We start from the raw sequence: 21526 nt of genomic DNA, 5'->3' as shown, positions 1-21526 counted from the left end.
GGCCACACCCCGAACCAGCCCGGAGACGTCCTGGCCCTCCGCCAGCGCCGCCACCCCACCGACCAAACCGCGCCGGTCCCCGGCCAGCACCACCGCACGATGTTCGAAGACCGTACGCGTCGTCGCCAGCGACCATCCGACATCCCCGGCCGACAGCTCCGCCCGCTCCCCCACATACGACGCCAACCGACCCGCCTGCGCCCGCAACCCCGCCTCTGAGCGGGCCGTCAGCACCCACGGCACCACCGCCGAGTCGTCCCCGCTCACCCCCTCGTCCGCCGCGTCGTCCTCACCGCCGACAGGCGCCTGCTCCAGCACCACATGGGCGTTGGTGCCGCTGACGCCGAAGGCCGACACACCGGCCCGGCGCGGCTCGCCACTCTCCGGCCATGCCATCTGCTCGGCCAGCAGCTCGACCGCGCCGGCCGACCAGTCCACATGCGGCGTCGGCTCATCGACGTGCAGTGTCTTCGGCAGCGCACCGTGCTGCATGGCCAGGACCATCTTCATCACACCGGCCACACCCGCCGCCGCCTGCGTGTGGCCGAGGTTGGACTTCACCGACCCCAGCAGCAGTGGCCGACCGTCCGCGCGGTCCTGCCCGTAGGTGGCCAGCAGCGCCTGGGCCTCGATGGGGTCGCCCAGCGTCGTACCCGTGCCATGGGCCTCGACCGCGTCCACCTCGGCCGCCGAAAGCCGCGCATCGGCCAGGGCCTGAAGGATGACGCGTTGCTGTGAAATGCCATTGGGCACGGTCAGGCCGCTGCTGCTGCCGTCCTGGTTGACGGCGGAGCCGCGCACCACCGCCAGCACCGGGTGACCATTGCGGCGCGCGTCCGACAGCCGCTCCAGCAGCAGCATGCCCACACCCTCGCCCCAGCCCGTGCCATCCGCGGCCGCCGCGAACGCCTTGCACCGACCGTCAGCCGCCAGACCCCGCTGACGGCTGAACTCCACGAAGAGGCCGGGCGTGGACATCACGGTCACGCCTCCGGCGAGGGCGAGCGGGCACTCCCCCTGCCGCAGGGACTGCACCGCGAGATGCAGTGCCACCAGCGACGATGAGCAGGCGGTGTCCACTGTCACCGCGGGCCCTTCGAAGCCGAAGGTGTAGGAGAGCCGCCCCGACATCACACTGGCCGCGCCGCTGGTGGCCAGGAAGCCCTCGACACCCTTCGGGGCCTGCCGCAGCGCGACGGTGTAGTCCTGACCGTTGGTGCCCACGAAGACACCGGCCTTGCTGCCGCGCAACGACGCCGGAGTGACCCCGGCCCGCTCCATGGCCTCCCACGACGTCTCCAGCAGCAGCCGCTGCTGAGGATCCATCGCCAGCGCCTCACGCGGCGAGATCCCGAAGAAGGTGGGATCGAAGGCGCCCGCGTCGGCGAGGAACGCGCCCTCCTTGACGTACGAGGTGCCGGAGCGGTCGGGGTCCGGGTCGTACAGCTCCGCCAGGTCCCAGCCGCGGTCCTCCGGGAACGCGCTCACGGCGTCCTCGCCCCGGGCGAGCAACCCCCACAGCTCCTCCGGAGACCGCACACCGCCGGGGAAGCGGCAGCTCATCGCAACGATCGCGATCGGCTCCCGGGACTTCTCCTCGACATCGCGGAGACGCCGCTGCGTCTGGCGCAGATCGGCCATGACGCGCTTGAGGTACTCGACGAGCTTCTCTTCGTTTGACACTTGGCCCTGCCCCCTCGAAGAAACCAGGTGGTTCTCGTTCATGTCAGGCGTCTCCGAGTTCTCGGTCGATGACGTCGAAGAGCTCGTCCACCGATGCGCTTTCCAGGTCGTCGTCGGCGTTGTCGTCCCCTACGGCGCGCCCGCCCCCGCCGACGGGTTCGCTCAGCTTGGCCAGCATCGACTGGAGCCGGACGATGGCCTTCGTCCGGGTGATGTCGTCCTGCGGCATAGCTGTGAGGACGGATTCGAATCGGTCGATCTCGGCGGGGAGGGACTTCTCCGGGGCGGCCTCGTCCTCGACCAGCTCCCCCTTGAGGTGGCGGGCCAGCGCCGACGGCGATCCGTAGTCGAACAGCGCGGTCGGCCGCAGCCGCAGCCCGGTGGACGCGTTGAGCCGGTTGCGCAGTTCCACGGCGGTCAGCGAATCAAGCCCCATGTCGAAGAAGCCACGCCCGCCGTCGATGCCCTTGTGCGTGGCGTATCCGAGGACAGCCGCCGTATGCGTACGCACCAGGTCGAGCAGGGCGGGTTCGCGTTCCGCCACCGGGAGCTCCGCGAGTGTCGTGGCGAGCGTCGGCCGGTGGGTGCCGGCGGCCTGCCCGTCCAGGATGGCGTCGGTGGCCTGCCGTGCCGTCCTGACCTCGGCGATGTCGCCGAAGAGGAGGCCGAGCCGGGTGCCGTCGACGCCGGCGGTGAACCGCGGCCAGTCGATGTCGGTGATGACCGGGCAGGTGTCGGACTGATTGACGGCCCGCGCCATCGCGGTGACGGCCAGTTCGGGTTCCATCGCAGGCAGGCCGAACCGCTCCATGCGGCCGCTGATCGCCGTGTCCTGGCTGGCCATGCCACCGTCGGCCCACGGCCCCCAGGCCACGGATGTGGCGGGCAGGCCCTCGGCACGGCGGTGTTCGGCGAGCGCGTCCAGGAAGGCGTTCGCCGCGGCGTAGTTGCCCTGTCCGGCACCGCCCACCGTCGCGGAGAACGAGGAGAACAGCACGAACGCCGAAAGGTCCCGCTCGCGCGTCAGCTCGTGCAGATGCCACGCCGCCTCGGACTTCGCCCGCAGCACGCCTTCGAACCGGTCCACCGACAGCCCGTCCAGCACACCGTCATCCAGCACACCCGCCGTATGTACGACAGCCGTCAGCGGGAACTTCTCCGGCACCCCGGCCAACACCCCGGCCAGCGCCTCCCGGTCGCCCACATCACACGCCGCGACCGTCACCCGAGCACCCAACTCGGCCAGCTGCGCCCGCAACTTGTCCACGCCCTCGGCCGCCGGACCGCGCCGCGAGACCAGCAGCAGATGCTCCGCACCGGCCCGCGCCAACCACCGCGCCACATGGGCACCCAACGCACCCGTACCACCGGTCACCAGCACCGTCCCCGACGGCTGCCACGCCTCCTCGCCCTCGGCACCCACCGCCGCACGGACCACACGACGAGCGAACACACCCGACGCCCGCACCGCCACCTCGTCCTCACCGGTGGCACCGCTGATGACGGCGGTCAGCCGCTCCAGGGCCCGGCCGTCCGGCGTCTGCGGCAGGTCGACCAGGCCGCCCCAGCGCTCCGGGGCCTCCAGCCCGGCGACCCGGCCCAGCCCCCACACCGCCGCCTGCTCCAGGCTCAACGGGCTCTCCGAACCGCCCGTCGCCATCGCACCGCGCGTCACACACCACACACGGCCACCCACACCCGCGTCCCCGATCCCCTGAAGCAGGGACAAGGTCAGCGCCAGGCCCGATGGCACCGCCGCGTACCGGCTGTGCCGCCCTTCTGCCAGTGCCAGCAGCGACAGCACCCCCGTGACATCGGCGGCCCGGTCCGTGCCGCCCAGGGCGTCGCGCAGCCGCGCGGCCACCGCCTCACGGTCGGCGTCGGCGTCCTCGAGCTCGACGACCACGGGCAGCGCGCCCCGCGCGGCCAAGGCCGCCACGCAGTCCGCGACCCATGCGTCGTCGGCCCGCCCGGCGTCCACCGCCACCAGCCACGATCCCGTCAGCGACGCGGCCGTCACCTCCGAGGCCGGCGACCAGGTGATCCGGTAGCGCCACGCGTCGACCTGCGACCGCTCACGGCTACGACGACGCCACGACGACAGCACCGGCAGCACCGCCGCGAGCGACTCACCCGTGACGGCCTCGCTCTCGACGGCCAGCGTGTCCACGAGCGCCGACAGGTCCTGGCGTTCCACCGCGTCCCAGAAGTCGGTGTCGGCGGACTCGCGGTGAGCGTCTGCCGTGCCGTGCTGGGCTCCCGGCGCCGCCCCTGTCGCAACCCAGTAGCGCGTGCGCTGGAAGGCGTACGTCGGCAGTTCCACCTGCCGCGCCGGTCGACCGGCGATGGCCGCGAGCACGGCCGTCCAGTCCACCGGCACACCTCGGACATGGGCTCCGGCGGCGAGCGTCAGTGCGGTCTCGACCTCGTCACGACCGGAGCGCGCGGCCGGTAGGAAGACGGCGACATCTGCTGTCTCCTCCGGCAGGCACTGCTCGCCCATCGTGGACAGGACCTCGTCCGGCCCGAGCTCCAGGTAGGTGGTGGCTCCCGCGTCGGCCAGGCTCCGCACCCCGTCCGCGAAGCGCACGGTCTCGCGGACGTGGCGCACCCAGTACTCGGCGGAGCACAGCGCCTCGGCATCCGCGACCAGGCCCGTCACGTTCGACACGACGGGAATACGCGGAGGCGCGTACGACAACCCCTCGGCCACCTGGCGGAACTCGGCCAGCATCGGCTCCATCAGGGGCGAGTGGAAGGCGTGGGAAACGCGCAGCCGCTTGGTCTTGACGCCCTGAGCCTCAAACTGCCCCGCGACCTCCGTCACCGCCTCTTCCGCACCAGAGATCACGGTCGAGTACGGACCGTTGACCGCCGCCACACTCACCTCAGCCTCACAACCGGCCAGCAGTGGCAGTACGTCGCTCTCGGCGGCCTGCACCGACACCATCACCCCGCCTGGGGGCAGCGCCTGCATCAACCGCCCACGAGCCGCCACCAACACACACGCGTCCGCAAGCGACACCACACCCGCCACATGCGCCGCCACCAACTCACCGATCGAATGCCCGGCCACGAAGTCCGGCCGTACACCCCACGACTCCACCAGACGGAACAGCGCCACCTCCACCGCAAACAACCCACACTGGGTATACGCGGTCTCATCCAACGCCGCCGCGTCCCCGCTGATCACCTCCCGGAGCGCACGCTCCAGCGCGCCCTCAAAGTGCCCACACACCTCATCGAACGCCTCCGCGAACACCGGAAACGCCTCATACAACCCCTGGCCCATCCCGACCCGCTGACTGCCCTGACCCGAGAACAACACCGCCAACTTCCCCGGCGCCACCGAGCCCTGGACCAGGCCCGGCGACGGGTCACCAACCGACAGCGCCTCCAAGCCATCGACAAGGCCAGCCCGATCAGCGGCCAGCACCACAGCTCGATGCTCAAAGGCACTACGCGTCGTGACCAGCGACAACGCAACATCGGCCACCGACGTCTCCGCCCCGGCCCGACTGCGCGCGTGCGACAGCAGCCGCTCCGCCTGGGCCCGCAGCGCACCCTCGGACTTCGCCGACACCACCCACGGCACCAGAGCCGATTCCTCGGACTCGTCGGTCACCGGCGCGGCGACGGGCTGCTCCTCGGGGGCGTGTTCAAGGATGACGTGCGCGTTGGTGCCACTGATGCCGAACGACGACACCCCCGCACGCCGGGGACGGCCGGTCTCCGGCCACTCCACCGTATCCGTCAACAACTCCACCGCACCCGCCGACCAATCCACATGCGGCGAAGGCTCATCGACATGCAGCGTCTTCGGCAGTACCCCATGCCGCATCGCCAGCACCATCTTCATCACACCGGCCACACCGGCAGCCGCCTGCGCATGGCCGATGTTCGACTTGATCGCACCCAGCCACAGCGGCCGCTCCTCCGCGCCACGCTCCTGCCCGTACGTCGCCAGCAGCGCCTGCGCCTCAATCGGATCGCCCAGCTTCGTGCCCGTACCGTGCGCCTCGACCGCGTCCACCTCAGCAGCCGACAACCGAGCGCTCTCCAACGCAGCCCGAATCACCCGCTGTTGCGAGGGACCGTTCGGCGCCGTCAAACCGTTCGACGCACCGTCCTGGTTGATGGCGCTGCCGCGCACCACCGCGAGCACCTGGTGCCCGTTCCGCCGCGCGTCCGACAGCCGCTCCAGCAGCAGCATCCCGACGCCCTCGGCCCAGCCCGTGCCGTCCGCGCCCCCCGCAAAGGGCTTACAACGCCCGTCCGGGGCCAGTCCGCGCTGACGGCTGAACTCGACGAACGCGAGCGGGCTGGCCATGACCGTGGCACCGCCCGCGAGGGCCAGCGAGCACTCGCCCTGCCGCAGCGCCTGGGCGGCCCAGTGCAGCGCCACCAGGGACGACGAGCAGGCGGTGTCCACTGTCACCGCGGGTCCCTCGAAGCCGAAGGTGTAGGAGATGCGTCCCGAGGCGACGCTTCCGGCGTTGCCCGTCATGAGGTAGCCCTCGGTGGCCTCGCCCGCCTGCCGCACCGCATCGGTGTAGTCGTGGTAGGTCAGCCCGCAGAACACGCCGGTCTGGCTGCCGCGCACCGACGCCGGGTCGATACCGGCCCGCTCCAGCGCCTCCCACGACGTCTCCAGCAACAACCGCTGCTGCGGATCCATCGCCAGCGCCTCACGCGGCGAAATCCCGAAGAACTCCGGATCGAAATCACCCGCGTCGTACAGGAATCCACCTTCACGCGCATACGCCGTGCCCCGATGATCGGGATCCGGGTGATACAGACCCTCCAGGTCCCAGCCGCGATCGTCGGGCAGCCCCGAGATCGCGTCCCCGCCGCTGATGAGCAGTTGCCACAGCTCTTCGGGCGTACGCACACCGCCCGGGAAGCGGCAGCCCATTCCGACGATGGCGATCGGCTCGTCGTCGGTCGTGGCCTTGCGCGCCGACGGCGTGGCCTGGGTCCGGTCGAGGGCCGGGGTTTCGTCCGCGGCCTGCGCGGAGCCCATCACCTCGCCGAGGATGTGGCGGGCGACCGCGGTCGGTGTCGGATAGTCGAAGACCAGCGTGGCCGGAAGCCGAAGACCGGTGGCGGCGTTGAGGCGGTTGCGCAGCTCGACCGCGGTGAGCGAGTCGAAGCCGATGTCGCTGAACGCACGGTCGGGAGCGATCGCGTCCGACTCCGTATGGCCGAGCACGGCTCCCGCGTGATCGGTCACCAGCTCAAGCAGGACGTCCTCCCGCTCGGACCGGGGCAGATCCATGAGACGGCGCACGAGGGCGGTGGCGCCGCCCTGGTCGTCGGCAGCGTCGATCACCCGTCGGGCCGGGGCGCCGATGAGGTGGCGCAGCAGAGCGGGGGTGGTTCCGGGCCGGGCGTGTGCGCGGAGCACCGCGACGTCCATACGCGTCGGCACCAGCAGAGCGTCATCGGTCGTGTGTGCCGCGTCGAAGAGCGCGAGCCCCTCGTCAGCGGTCAGCGGGGTCATCCCGAACCGTGCCATCCGGGCCATGTCGACCTCGCCCAAGTGGCCGGTCATATCGCTGCGTTCGGCCCAGAAGCCCCAGGCCAACGACACCCCGGCGAGCCCACGTGCCCGACGGCGCGCCGCCAGCGCATCCAGGAACATATTCGCCGCCGCGTAGCTCCCCTGACCCGCCGCACCGAAAGTCGCGGCGGCCGACGAGAACATCACAAACGCCGACAGATCCAGATCCCGCGTCAGCTCATCCAGATACACCGCGGCATCCACCTTCGGCCGCAACACCGCGTCGATGCGCTCCGGCGTCAAGGACTCGACCAGACCGTCGTCCAGCACACCGGCCGCATGCACCACACCACGCAAGGGACGATCCGCCGGAATGCGCGCCAGCACCCCGGCCAACGCCTCCCGGTCGGCGACATCGCACGCCTCGAACACCACACGTGCGCCGATGTCGGCGAGCTCGGCCTCCAGCTCCGCCGCACCCGCCGCGTCGCGGCCGCGACGCGACACCAGCACCACGCTGCGTACCCCGTGGCGGGCGACCACATGACGCGCCACCAAACCGCCCAGCACACCACTGGCGCCCGTGATCAGCACCGAACCATCGGGCTCCCACACCACGTCTCGTCGGGGCGCCACGGGTACCAAAGCCCGGGTCAGCCTGGGGGCGCACACACAGCCGCCACGTACGGCGAGCTGAGGCTCTCCGGTGGCCACCGCCGCGCCGATCGCCTCGGCGGCCCACTCCAGGTTCTCCAGATCCACCAGGACGAATCGGTCCGGATGCTCGGCCTGCGCCGAGCGCACCAGACCCCAGACCGCGGCAGCCGCCGCGTCCGGCACATCCTCACCCGCTACGGCCGCCACCGCACCCCGCGTCACCACCACCAGTCGCGACTCGGCGCACCGCTCCTCGGCCAGCCACACCTGGAGCGCGTCCAGGGCGCGATGCGTCGCCTGGCGGGCCGCAGACACCAGGTCGTCTCCCACTGCGGCGGAGTCGGTTGCCGAGTCGGTGAGGAACGGCAGGAGTACGAGGTCGGGCACGGCCGTGGTCGATGCGTCGGACCGGAGCAGCGCGCTCATGTCGTCGTACTCGTCGATCCGCCCACCGCTCGTTTCGAGCGCGGTGCGCAGTTCGGCGCCGTCAGGGCCGACGATCGACCAGTGGGCGTGGTCCGGCTCGACACCGGCGGAGCCTGCCGGGACACTCATCCACTCCACCCGGAACAGCGACTCATGGGGCCTCCGGCCCCCGGTGAGCTGCTCCGATGTAAAGGTGCGGGTCGCCACCGCGGCCACGTCGGCCACCGCGTGGCCCGATTCGTCGGCCAGCAGAATCGCCACGCCGTCCGGCCGTTCCGTGGAGAGCCGTACGCGCAGGGTCGTCGCGCCGGTGGCGTACAGGGACATCCCGGTCCACCGGTACGGGAGCCGGACGCGGCCGTCGCCGTCGGCCGTCAGATCGGCCACGGCGTGCAGGGCCGCGTCGAGCAGCACCGGATGCAGGCCGAAGCGACCGGCCTCCGAGCGCATGTTCTCCGCCAACGCCACCTCGGCGAAGATCTCCGCACCGCGACGCCACGCATGGCGCAGGGCGCGGAACGCCGGACCGTACTCGATACCGCTGTGCGCGACCGCGCTCGAATACCGGTCGGCGAGGTCGATCGGCTGGGCGTCCGCCGGTGGCCACTGGCCGAGCCCGGTCTCCGCCGGCCCGGTGGGCCTCTCCGTGGTCAGCACACCGGTGGCATGGTGGGTCCACGGGAGGTCGGCGGGTCCGTCCTCGAAACGCGAGTAGAGGTTCACGGTGCGGCGTCCGGAGTCGTCGGGGCCTCCGACCGTCAATTGCAGCTGGACGGCGCCCCTCTCGGGAAGGGCGAGGGGCGTTTCCTGCGTCAGCTCCTCCAGGTGGCCGCAGCCGACCGCGTCACCGGCTCGCAGCGCCAACTCGACCAGGGCAGACCCGGGGAGCAGTGCGGTGCCGTGAATGGTGTGGTCGGCCGGCCACGGGTGTGTACGGAGCGAGAGCCGACCGGTGAACAGCTGCCCGCCGAACTCGGGCAGCGAGACCGCCGCGCCGAGCAGGGGATGGTCGGCGGAGACCAGCCCGGCCGACGACACATCGCCCGCCACGGCTGAGGGCTCGACCCAGAAGCGCTGGTGCTGGAAGGCGTACGTCGGCAGATCGACCCGCCGCGCGCCCGAGCCCGCGAACACCGCCGCCCAGTCGACGGACGCGCCGCCCACGTACGCCTCGGCCAGGGAAGTGACGAACCGGTCGAGACCGCCTTCGTCGCGACGCAGGGACCCGACGGCGGTGACCCGGGTGCCGTGGTCCTCGGCGGTCTGCTCCACGCCCATCGTGAGCACCGGATGGGCGCTGGCCTCGATGAACGTATCGAAACCGTCGGCCAACAGGGCACGCACGGTCTCGTCGAAACGGACCGTCTGACGCAGATTCCGGTACCAGTACGCGGCCTCCAGATCGGCCGTATCGAGCAGTCCGCCGGTCACCGTCGAATAGAAGGGAATCGACCCCGACCGAGGGCTGATCCCCGCGAGCTCTCGCAGCAACTCGTCCTCGATGGCCTCGACATGGGCGCAGTGCGAGGCGTAGTCCACGGGGATACGACGCGCCCGGACCTCGTCCGCCTCGCACGCCGCCAGCAACTCGTCCAACGTGTCCGCGTCACCGGAGACCACGACCGCAGAGGGCCCGTTCACCGCCGCCACCGACAACCGCTCACCCCACCGGCCCAGCCGCTCCCGCACCTCCTCCACCGGCAACGACACCGACACCATCCCGCCCAGCCCCGACAACGCCCGCAGCGACTTGCTCCGCAACGCCACCACCCGCGCCGCGTCCTCCAACGACAACGCACCCGCCACACACGCCGCCGCGATCTCACCCTGCGAATGACCGATGACCGCCGCAGGCTCCACCCCGTACGAACGCCACAACTCCGCCAACGACACCATCACCGCGAACAGAGCAGGCTGCACCACATCCACCCGCTCCAACGCCTCCGCAGCACCCTCACCACCCCGCAACACATCCCCAAGCGACCAATCCACGAACGGCGCCAACGCCGCCGCACACTCCGCGATCCGCTCCGCGAACACCGGAGACGACTCCAGCAACCCCGCCGCCATCCCCACCCACTGCGACCCCTGACCAGGGAAGACCAACACCGCACGACCGTCAGCACCGGCCACACCCGGGATCAGCCCCGAGGCGTCCCGGCTCTCCGCGAGTGCCGCCACACCATCGACCAGACCGTCCCGGTCCCCGGCCAGGATCACCGCACGGTGCTCGAACGCACTGCGCGTGATCGCCAACGACAGACCGATGTCATCTGCCGATAGCTCCGCCCGCTCGCGCACATGGGCCAGCAGCCGGTCCGCCTGGGTGCGCAGCGCGGCCTCGGACTTGCCCGAGACCAGCCAGGGAGTGATGGGCAGCCGCCCCAGGCCGCCTGCGGGCTCGTCCACGGCGGTTCGTTCGGCCACCGGCTGCGGCGAAGGCTGCTCGAGGATGACGTGCGCGTTGGTGCCGCTGACGCCGAAGGAGGACACGCCCGCCCGCCGTGGCCGACCGGTCTCGGGCCACGGCGTGGCGTCGGTCAGCAGCTGGACGGTGCCGGGCGACCAGTCCACGTACGGGGAGGGCTCGTCCACGTTCGGCATACCGGGCAGCAGGCCGTGCCGCATGGCCAGCACCATCTTGATCAGACCCGCCACACCGGCGGCCGCCTGCGTATGCCCGATGTTGGACTTGATCGAGCCCAGCCACAGGGGCTGTTCATCGGTGTGCTCCCGACCGTACGTGGCCAGCAGCGCCTGCGCCTCGATCGGATCGCCCAGCGTCGTACCCGTACCGTGGGCTTCCACGACGTCGACCTGCCCGGCCGGGAGCCCGGCGTTGGCCAGTGCCTGGCGGATCACCCGCTGCTGGGACGGGCCGTTGGGCGCGGTGAGGCCGTTGCTGGCACCGTCCTGGTTGACGGCGGAGCCACGTACCACCGCCAGCACCTGGTGGCCGTTGCGCCGCGCGTCCGACAGCCGCTCCAGCAGCAGCATGCCCACGCCCTCACCCCAGGCGGTGCCGTCGGCGGCCGCCGCGAACGGCTTGCACCGGCCGTCAGCCGCCAGACCCCGCTGACGGCTGAACTCCACGAAGCCACGCGGTGACACCATCACCGAGACGCCACCGGCCAGCGCGAGGGAGCACTCGCCCTGTCGCAGCGCCTGTGCCGCGAGGTGCAGCGCCACCAGGGACGACGAACAGGCGGTGTCCACCGTCACCGCAGGTCCCTCGAAGCCGAAGGTGTACGAGATGCGGCCGGAGACGACGCTGGCCGCGTTGCCGGTGGCCACATAGCCTTCGGTGGTCTCCGGGGCCCGGTCGGCCAGGGACACGTACTCCTGCCCGTTGGTGCCCATGAACACGCCGGTGCGGCTGCCGCGCACCGCCTCCGGGTCGATTCCGGCCCGTTCCCACAGCTCCCACGATGTTTCCAGCAGCAGCCGCTGCTGGGGGTCCATCGCCAGTGCTTCGCGTGGCGAGATGCCGAAGAAGGACGCGTCGAAGCCGCTCACCTCCGAAAGGAACGCACCCTCGCGTACATAGCTCTTCCCGATCGCGTCGGGGTCCGTGTCGTACAGCCCCTCGAGGTCCCAGCCACGGTCCGTGGGGAAGGCCGAGACGGCGTCCTCTCCGGCGGCCAGCAGCCGCCACAGGTCGTCGGCGGAGCGTACGTCGCCGGGGAAACGGCAGCTCATCGAGACGATCGCGATCGGCTCATCCGCCGCGCCGGACGCGGTCGTGGCCACGTCCGCGGTCGCGCCATCCGTCTGACCGTGGCTGCCGAGCAGTTCGGTGAGCAGATATCCGGCCAGCGCGGTCGATGTGGGGTAGTCGAAGACCAGGGTGGCCGGAAGCTGAACGCCCGTGGCCTCGCTGAGCCGGTTGCGCAGGCCCACCGCGGTCAGGGAGTCGAAGCCGATCTCCATGAAGGCGCGGCCGGGACCGATGGCGTCCACACCGCTGTGGCCGAGTACGGCGGCCACATGGGCACGCACGAGCTCCAGCAGGGTGCGCTGCCGTTCGGCCTCGGACAGGGTCTCCAGCCGGCGGACGAGTGCCGAGGACTCCTCGGTGTGCGCCGGGTCGGTGTCGCCGGGTCGGGCGGTCGCGGTCAGCTTCCGGACTTCCGGGACTCCGCTGAGCAGCCGGGACAGCCGCCGGGCCTCGAAGGTGTCGGCGAAACGCTCCCAGTCGGCGTCGACGACGGCGAGAGCGGCGTCCGGGTGGGTGACGGCGCGCTCAAGTACCGTCAGGGCCAGCCGTGGATCCATCGCGGTCATGCCATTGCGCCGGATGGTGCGGCTGACCTCGGCGCTGCTGACGGCCATGCCGTTGTCGGCCCAGGGACCCCAGGCCACCGAGGTGGCCGGGAGCCCCGCACCGCGCCGCCACTCCGCCAACGCGTCCAAAGTCGCGTTCGCCGCCGCATAGTTGGCCTGACCTGCGGCACCCACCGTCCCCGAGAACGAGGAGAACAGCACAAACGCCGAAAGGTCCACCTCCCGCGTCAGCTCGTGCAGATGCCACGCCGCCTCGGACTTCGCCCGCAACACGCCCTCGAACCGGTCCACCGACAGCCCGTCCAGCACACCGTCATCCAGCACACCCGCCGTATGTACGACAGCCGTTAGCGGGAACTCCTCCGGCACCCCGGCCAACACCCCGGCCAGCGCCTCCCGGTCGCCCACATCACACGCCGCAACCGTCACCCGAGCACCCATCTCACGCAGCTCGGCACACAGCTCATCCACGCCCGCGGCCTCAGGACCACGACGCGACACCAACAGCAGATGCTCCGCACCCGACCGCGCCAACCACCGCGCCACATGGGCACCCAACGCACCCGTACCACCGGTCACCAGCACCGTCCCCGACGGCTCCCAGCCCTCGACGTTGTGTCCGCCGGCCGACGCCCGGACGATACGGCGTGCGAACACCCCGGAGCCGCGCACGGCGACCTCGCTCTCGCCCGTACGGCCGCTCACCACATCCACCAGGCGATCCGCCGCCCGCGCATCCCACGCCTCGGGAAGATCCAGCAGACCGCCCCACCGCTCGGGCACCTCCAGACCGGCCACGCGGCCCAGGCCGCACACCGCCGCCTGCTCCACCGCGCGCACACCCTCGGAACCAGCGACCGCGACCGCACCGCGCGTCGCACACCACACCGCAGCGGCCAGACCCACATCGCCCACCGCCTGCACCAGCGACAGCGTCAATGCCACGCCCAGGGGCACCGACCGGTACTGACTGTGGCGGCCCTCGGCCAGTGCCAGCAGGGACAACACACCTTCGGCATCGGCCGCTTCGGGCCCGGTCAGAGCCTCGCGGAGGCGCGCCGCCACCGTCTCACGGTCGGCGTCATCGGGCCCCAGCTCGACCATCACCGGCCGTGCACCCCGCCCGGCGAGAGCGTCCGCGCACGCCGACACCCATGGGTCGGTGGCCATCCCCGCGGGGACCGCCACCAACCACGGACCCGACACCGTCCCCGCCCCGTCGGACACCGGCGACCACGACACGCGGTAGCGCCACCCGTCCACCGTGGCGCGCTCACGTCCACGGCGCCGCCACGACGACAGCACCGGCAACACCGCCGCCAGCGATTCACCGGCGCCGTTCTCGTCCGCGACCGCCAGCGTGTCCGTGAGCGCGGGCAGATCCTCACGCTCCACCGCGTCCCAGAAGTCGGCGTCCACCGCGCCCGTGGGGCCCGTCTCAGCCGTGGTGACGGACGACTCCAGCCAGAAGTGCTCTCGCTGGAAGGGGTACGTGGGCAGTTCGACGGGCCGGGGGCGCGTCGGTGCGAGCAGGGCGGCCCAGTCCACAGAACGACCCCGCACATGGATCTGCGCCAGCCCCTCCATGACCGAGGCGGTCTCTTCCCAACCGCAGCGAAGAACAGGGGCGAAGACGGCGTCCGGCGCGCACTCCTGCCCCATCCCGGAGAGGACTCCGTCGGGGCCCAACTCCAGGTAGGTAACCACGCCTTGCCCGGCCAGACACTCCACACCGTCCGCGAATCGCACCGTCTCGCGGACGTGCCGCACCCAGTACTCGGCCGAGCACAGCGCCTCGGCATCCGCGACCAGACCCGTCACATTCGACACGACGGGAATACGCGGAGGCCCATACGACAACCCCTCGGCCACCCGCCGGAACTCCGCCAGCATCGGCTCCATCAACGGCGAATGGAACGCATGCGAAACGCGCAGCCGCTTCGTCTTGACGCCCCCGGCCTCCAGCAACCCGACAACCTCCGCCACCGCCGCCTCAGCACCAGAAATCACGGTCGAACACGGACCGTTGACCGCCGCCACACTCACCTCAACCTCACGACCGGCCAGCAACGGCAGCACATCCACCTCAGCCGCCTGCACCGACACCATCACCCCACCCGGCGACAGCGCCTGCATCAACCGCCCACGAGCCGCCACCAACGCACACGCGTCCTTGAGCGACACCACACCCGCCACATGCGCCGCCACCAACTCACCGATCGAATGCCCGGCCACGAAATCCGGCCGTACACCCCACGACTCCACCAACCGGAACAGCGCCACCTCCACCGCGAACAACCCACACTGCGTAAACCCGGTCTCATCCAAACCCGACGCATCCCCGAACACCACATCCCGCAGCGAACGCTCCAACACCCCGTCGAAGTGCCCACACACCTCGTCGAACGCCTCCGCGAACACCGGGAACGCCCCATACAACCCCCGCCCCATCCCAACCCGCTGACTACCCTGCCCCGAGAACAACACCGCCAACTTCCCCGGAACCACCGAACCCCGCACCACACCCGCCGCCGGTACACCCTCCACCAGCGCTTCCAGCCCGGCCTCAAACCCCTCACCGTCGCTCGCCAGCACCACCGCCCGCTCATCGAGGGCCGACCGTGTCGTGACCAGCGACAACGCCGCATCAGCCAGCGACGCCTCCGCCCCGGCCTCACCCCGGGCATAGGGCAGCAAAAGCTCCGCCTGCGCCCGCAGCGCACCCTCGGACTTCGCCGACACCACCCACGGCACCAGCGTCGATTCCTCAGTCCCGCCAGTCACCGACACGGCGACGGGCTGTTCCTCGGGAAGGTGTTCCAGGATGACGTGCGCGTTGGTACCACTGATCCCGAAGGACGACACACCCGCACGCCGCGGACGATCCGTCTCCGGCCACACCACCGCATCCGTCAGCAACTCGACCGCACCAGCCGACCAGTCCACATGCGGCGACGGCTCATCAATGTGCAGTGTCCTCGGCAGCACACCGTGCCGCATCGCGAGCACCATCTTCATCACGCCGGCCACACCCGCGGCGGCCTGCGTATGACCGATGTTCGACTTCACCGACCCCAGCCACAACGGCCGGTCCTCGGCGCTGCGCTCCCGCCCATAGGTCGCCAGCAGCGCCTGCGCCTCAATCGGATCACCCAGCTTCGTGCCCGTACCGTGCGCCTCGACCGCGTCCACCTCAGCAGCCGACAACCGAGCACTCTCCAACGCCGCCCGGATCACCCGCTGCTGCGACGGACCGTTCGGCGCCGTCAAACCGTTCGACGCACCGTCCTGGTTGACCGCACTGCCCCGCACCACGGCCAGCACCCGATGCCCGTTCCGCCGTGCGTCGGACAGCCGCTCGAGCAGCAGCACACCGATGCCCTCCGCGAGCCCCATGCCGTCCGCGGCCCCCGCGAACGCCTTGCAGCGGCCGTCGAGCGCCAGGCCACGCTGGCGGCTGAAGCCGATGAGGGCACCGGGGTTCGGCATGACGGCGACGCCACCGGCGAGTGCCAGCGAGCACTCCCCGTTCCGCAGCGCCTGCGCCGCCAGGTGCAGTGCCACCAGGGACGAGGAGCACGCGGTGTCCACCGTCATCGCGGGGCCCTCGAAGCCGAAGGCGTACGCGACGCGCCCGGACACGACGCTGGCAGCGCTCCCCGTCATCAGGTGGCCTTCGGAGCCCTCGGGCGCCTCATGCACCCGCGGCCCGTACTCCTGGTAGTTGGAGCCGATGAAGACGCCGGTGCGGCTGCCGCGCAGCGCGAGCGGGGGCACACCCGCGCGCTCGAAGGCTTCCCACGAGGTCTCCAGCAACAGCCGCTGCTGGGGGTCCATCGCCAGCGCCTCACGTGGCGAGATCCCGAAGAACGCCGGGTCGAAGTCACCCGCGCCGTAGAGGAAACCACCTTCGCGCACATACGTCTTGCCGGGCGCGTCCGGGTCCGGGTCGTAGATGCCCTCGATGTCCCAGCCACGGTCGGTGGGCAGCCCGCCGATCGCGTCACCGCCGGACATGATGAGCTGCCACAGCTCCTCGGGGGAGGACACCCCACCCGGGTAGCGGCAGCTCATCGCCACGATGGCGATGGGGTCGTCGTCGGAGTCCCCGGGCACGGCCCGGGCCATCTCCGCCCCCGCCGCCGTCTGCGGGACGGCGGGGGCGTCCGCCTCCTCGGCCGTCGTCCCCGTCAGCTCGGTGAGGATGTGCTCGCTCAGGACGGCGGTGCTGGGGTAGTCGAAGGCCAGCGTGGCGGGCAGGCGCAGCCCGGTGGCCGCGTTGAGCCGGTTGCGCAGTTCGACGGCCGTCAGCGAGTCGAAGCCGAGGTCCTTGAACGCGCGCTCGGAATCCACCGCGTCCGAGGTGGCGTGGCCGAGGACGGCCACCACCTGCGCACGCACCAGCTCCAGGACGGTGTGCTCACGCTCGGTGGGGGTCAGTCCGGTCAGCCGCTGCCGCAGGCCCGATGAGGTGTCGGCCGACGCGTTCGCGACCGCCCCGGCGGTGTCGGTCCCCTCCTGGATGCGTCGCATCGCGGGCAGTTCGTCCAGCAGTGGGCTGGGGCGGGCGGCGGTGAAGACCGGGATGAAGTTCTCCCAGTCGATATCGGCGATCGCCAGATGGGTCTGGTCGTGGTCGAGCGTCTGCCGCAGCGCGGCGATGCCGAGCGCCGGGTCCATGAACCGCAGTCCACGCCGCCGCAACTGGTCCAGGTCCAGGGCCTCGGGCATGTTGTCGCCGGTGGCGTCCCACACCCCCCAGGCCACCGAGGTGGCCGTCAGGCCGTTCGCCCGCCGCCGCTCGGCGAGCGCGTCCAGGTAGGCGTTGGCGGCGGCGTACGCACCGTGGTCGCCCACGCCCCACAGCCCGGACACCGAGGAGAACAGCACGAACGCGTCCAGCGGGGTGTCGCCCAGCAACTCGTCCAGATGGGCCGCGCCCGCCACTTTCGCGTCCATGACCTGGGCGAACTCCGCCGAGGTCGTCGCGCCCAGTCCGGCCAGGTCGATATGGGCCGCGGCGTGGATGACGGCGGTGAGCGGCCGGTCGTCGGGTACGGACGCGAGGACCCGTTGGAGCGCGGCGCGGTCCGCCACATCGCACGCGGCGACGGTGACCCGGGTGCCCTGTTCGGCCAGTTCGGCGACCAGGTCTTCGGCGCCGGGGGCGGCGAGCCCGCGGCGACTGGTCAGCACCAGGTGTTCGGCGCCGTTGTCCGCCAGCCACCGGGCCAGATGAGTGCCGAGGGCGCCGGTGCCACCGGTGATGAGGACCGTGCCACGGGGCTTCCAGGTGCGCAGCGGAGGGGTGTTCCCGAGAGGTGCGGGCTCGAGCCGCCGCAGCATCACGCCCGAGGCGCGGATCGCGACCTGGTCCTCGGGGCCGCCGTCCGCGAGCACTCCGGCGAGCCGGGCCCCGGCTCGGGCGTCCATGGTGCGCGGCAGGTCGATCAGTCCGCCCCAGCTGTCCGGGTACTCCACTCCGGCCACCCGGCCCAGGCCCCACACCGCCGCCTGGTCGGGGCTGGTGAGCGGATCGGAGCTGCCGATGGACACCGCGCCCTGGGTGGCGCACCACAGCGGGGCGTGGACGCCGAGGTCGTCGAGGGCCTGGATCAGGGCGAGGGTCAGGGTCAGGCCGGTGGTGGCCACAGGATGGCCGGGGTACAGGTGTTCGTCCAGCGGCAGCAGTGACAGCACGCCGGACAGCGTGTCCAGCGGGTGGTCGGCGGTGGCGGCGCGCAGCCGCTCGGCCACCGTGGCGCGGTGCGGCTCGTCCGCGCCCAGTTCGACGAGGACGACATCGGCGCCGTGCGCCGCGAGCGCCTCGCAGGAGGCCGTGACCAGCGGGTCGTCGGGGCGGGAGCTCGGGGCCAGCAGCAGCCATGGCCCCGGAAGCGAGACGGCCGGGGTGCCGCTCTTGGGGCGCCAGATCACGCGGTAGCGCCACTCGTCCACGGTCGATTCGGAGCGCCGCTGCCGACGCCACTGCGCGAGGGCGGGCAGGACGGTGCCCAACGAGGCGTGCTGCTCGGTGGATTGGACCTGGAGCGCGGCGGCCAGCGCCTCGGCGTCCTCGCGCTCCACGGCCTGCCAGAAATGCGTGTCCGCGCTGTCCTCGGCCGGGGTGCCGTCGGTGGGGCGCGCGATGGTGGCCGAGGTGAGCCAGTAGCGCTGGTGCTGGAAGGCATAGGTGGGCAGGTCGACGGGGTCCGCGGCGGTTCCGGCGAACACCGTCCGCCAGTCGATGGCGATGCCGCCGACGTGGGCCTCGGCCAGGGAGGTCAGGTACCGGTCCAGGCCGCCTTCCTCACGGCGCAGCGAGCCGATGGCCGCCACGGGGGTGCCGTGATCGTCGGCCGTCTGCTCGATGCCCATGGTGAGCACCGGATGCGCGCTGGCCTCCACGAACGTCTGGAATCCCTCGTCGAGGAGCACCCGTACGGTCTCATCGAAACGCACCGTCGCCCGCAGATTGCGATACCAGTAGCCGGCGTTCAGCTCGGTGGTGTCCAGCATGCCACCGGTCACCGTGGAGTAGAACGGCACCGAGGAGGATCGCGGAGCGATCCCGGCGAGGGTGCGCCGGATCTCGTCCTCGAGGCTCTCGACGTGGGCGGAGTGCGAGGCGTAGTCCACGGGGACGCGGCGCGCCCGGATCTCCTCCGCCTCGCACGCCGCAAGCAGCTCGTGCAGCGCATCGGCATCGCCCGAGACCACGACCGCGGAGGGGCCGTTCACCGCCGCCACCGACAGCCGCTCGCCCCATCCCGCGAGCCGCTCCCGTACGCGCTCCACGGGCAGCGATACCGACACCATGCCACCGCGCCCGGACAGCGCCCGCAGGGCCTGGCTGCGCAGGGCCACCACCTTCGCGGCGTCCTCCAGCGACAACGCACCCGCCACACACGCGGCCGCGATCTCACCCTGTGAGTGGCCGATGACGGCCGATGGCTCCACGCCGTACGAGCGCCACAGCTCCGCCAGCGACACCATCACCGCGAACAGGGCGGGCTGTACGACATCCACCCGCTCCAGCGCCGCGGGGTCGCTGAGCACATCCACCAGCGACCAGTCCACATGCGGCGCCAGGGCCGCCGCGCACTCGCCGATCCGCCGGGCGAACACCGGCGAGGAATCCAGCAGCCCGGCCGCCATGCCCACCCACTGCGACCCCTGGCCGGGGAAGACGAAGGCGACCCCGGCGCTGCGCTTGGCCACGCCTTCGACCAGCCCGGAGGTGCCCCGGCCCGCGAGGTGATCGGCCAGGATCCGTACGGCCTCCGCGCGGTCGGGGGCCAGTACGACCGCGCGGTGGTCGAAGGCGGTCCGCGTGGTGGCGAGGGACAGTCCGATGCCCTCGGCCGCGACCTCCGGGTGCCGCTCCACGTGGTCCAGCAGCCGTGTGGCCTGGGCCCGCAGCGCCGCCTCGGACTTGCTGGACAGCGGCCAGGGGATGAGCGGCAGCGCCGCCCGGGGCGCCTCCGCCTCCTCCGCCACGTCCGCACCAGAAGCGGCGTCGGTAGCGGCCGGTGGCGGCGCCTGCTCGATGATGGCGTGGGCGTTGGTGCCGCTGATGCCGAACGAGGACACACCGGCCCGGCGCGGCTCCTCACCCTCGGGCCATGCGGTGGCCTCGGTGAGGAGTTCGACGGTGCCGGCCGACCAGTCCACGTGTGCGGACGGCTCGTCGATGTGCAAGGTGCGGGGCAGCACGCCGTGCCGCATCGCCAGCACCATCTTCATCACGCCGGCCACACCGGCCGCCGCCTGCGTATGTCCGATGTTCGACTTGACCGACCCCAGCAGCAGCGGGTGGTCCGCGACGCGCTCACGGCCGTACGTGGCCAGCAGCGCCTGTGCCTCGATCGGGTCGCCCAGCTTCGTTCCCGTACCGTGTGCCTCGACGGCGTCGACCTGCCCGGCCGTGAGCCCGGCGTTTGCCAGCGCCTGGCGGATCACCCGCTGCTGGGACGGGCCGTTGGGGGCGGACAGTGCGCTGCTCGCACCGTCCTGGTTGGTCGCCGTGCCCCGGACGACGGCCAGCACGGGGTGCCCGTTGCGGTGTGCGTCTGAGAGCCGCTCCAGGAACAGCATGCCGACGCCCTCGGCGGGCCCGAAACCGTCGGCCGCCGCCGAGAAGGGCTTGCACCGCCCGTCTGGTGCGAGCCCGCGTTGCCGGCTGAAGCCGATGAAGGTGCCGGGCGTGGCCATGACGGTGACGCCACCGGCCAGGGCGAGAGAGCACTCCCCCTGGCGCAGGGCCTGTACGGCCAGGTGCAGGGCGACCAGTGACGAGGAACACGCGGTGTCCACCGTCACGGCCGGGCCCTCCAGGCCCAGGGTGTAGGCCACGCGCCCGGACACGACGCTGATGGCGCTGCCGGTCACCAGGTGGCCCTCGACACCGTCGGTGGCCTCGTGCACCCGCGGCCCGTAGTCGGGAGCCACGGCGCCGACGAACACTCCGGACCGGCTGCCCCTGAGCGAGGCCGGGTCGATGCCCGCCCGTTCGATGGCCTCCCACGAGGTCTCCAGCAGCAGCCGCTGCTGGGGGTCCATCGCCAGCGCCTCACGCGGTGAGATCCCGAAGAAGTCGGCATCGAAGTCGCCGACGTCGTGCAGGAATCCGCCCTCGCGCGCGTAGGAGGTGCCGGGCCGGTCGGGGTCCGCGTCGTAGAGCGAGCCGAGGTCCCAGCCGCGGTCGTCGGGGAACGGTGTGATGGCGTCCTCGGCCCCGCTCAGCAGCCGCCAGAACTCCTCGGGCGAGCGCACTCCGCCGGGGAAGCGGCAGCTCATCCCGACGATCGCGATCGGTTCGCGGGCCGCGGACTCCACGTCCTGCAGGCGCTGCCGCGTCTGGTGCAGATCAGCCGTCACCCGCCGGAGGTAACCGAGCAGCTTTTCTTGTTCCGACATCAGAACCTCTCGGGGTCGGGCTTCGGGAGCGGGGTGTTCGGCGGGCAGGTGGGG

At 71.6% G+C, this 21526-nt stretch carries 2 protein-coding genes; both read right to left on the bottom strand.

The genetic code is table 11. The annotated features are described in order from the left end of the window. Positions 1 to 1683 (bottom strand): beta-ketoacyl synthase N-terminal-like domain-containing protein (locus GWI24_RS09555; RefSeq protein ID WP_308343595.1); only part of this gene is annotated, 1683 nt, incomplete at its 3' end. Between the two features lie 43 nt (positions 1684 to 1726). Further along, positions 1727 to 21472 (bottom strand): type I polyketide synthase, encoded by a 19746-nt coding sequence (locus GWI24_RS09550; protein WP_210945453.1) that lies wholly within the window; start codon positions 21470 to 21472, stop codon positions 1727 to 1729. Positions 21473 to 21526: the final 54 nt, after the last annotated feature.

This window comes from Streptomyces sp. MK37H (assembly GCF_018035285.1).
GTDB classification, from domain to species: domain Bacteria; phylum Actinomycetota; class Actinomycetes; order Streptomycetales; family Streptomycetaceae; genus Streptomyces; species Streptomyces endocoffeicus.
This window is presented reverse-complemented; position numbering and strand designations above follow the sequence as displayed.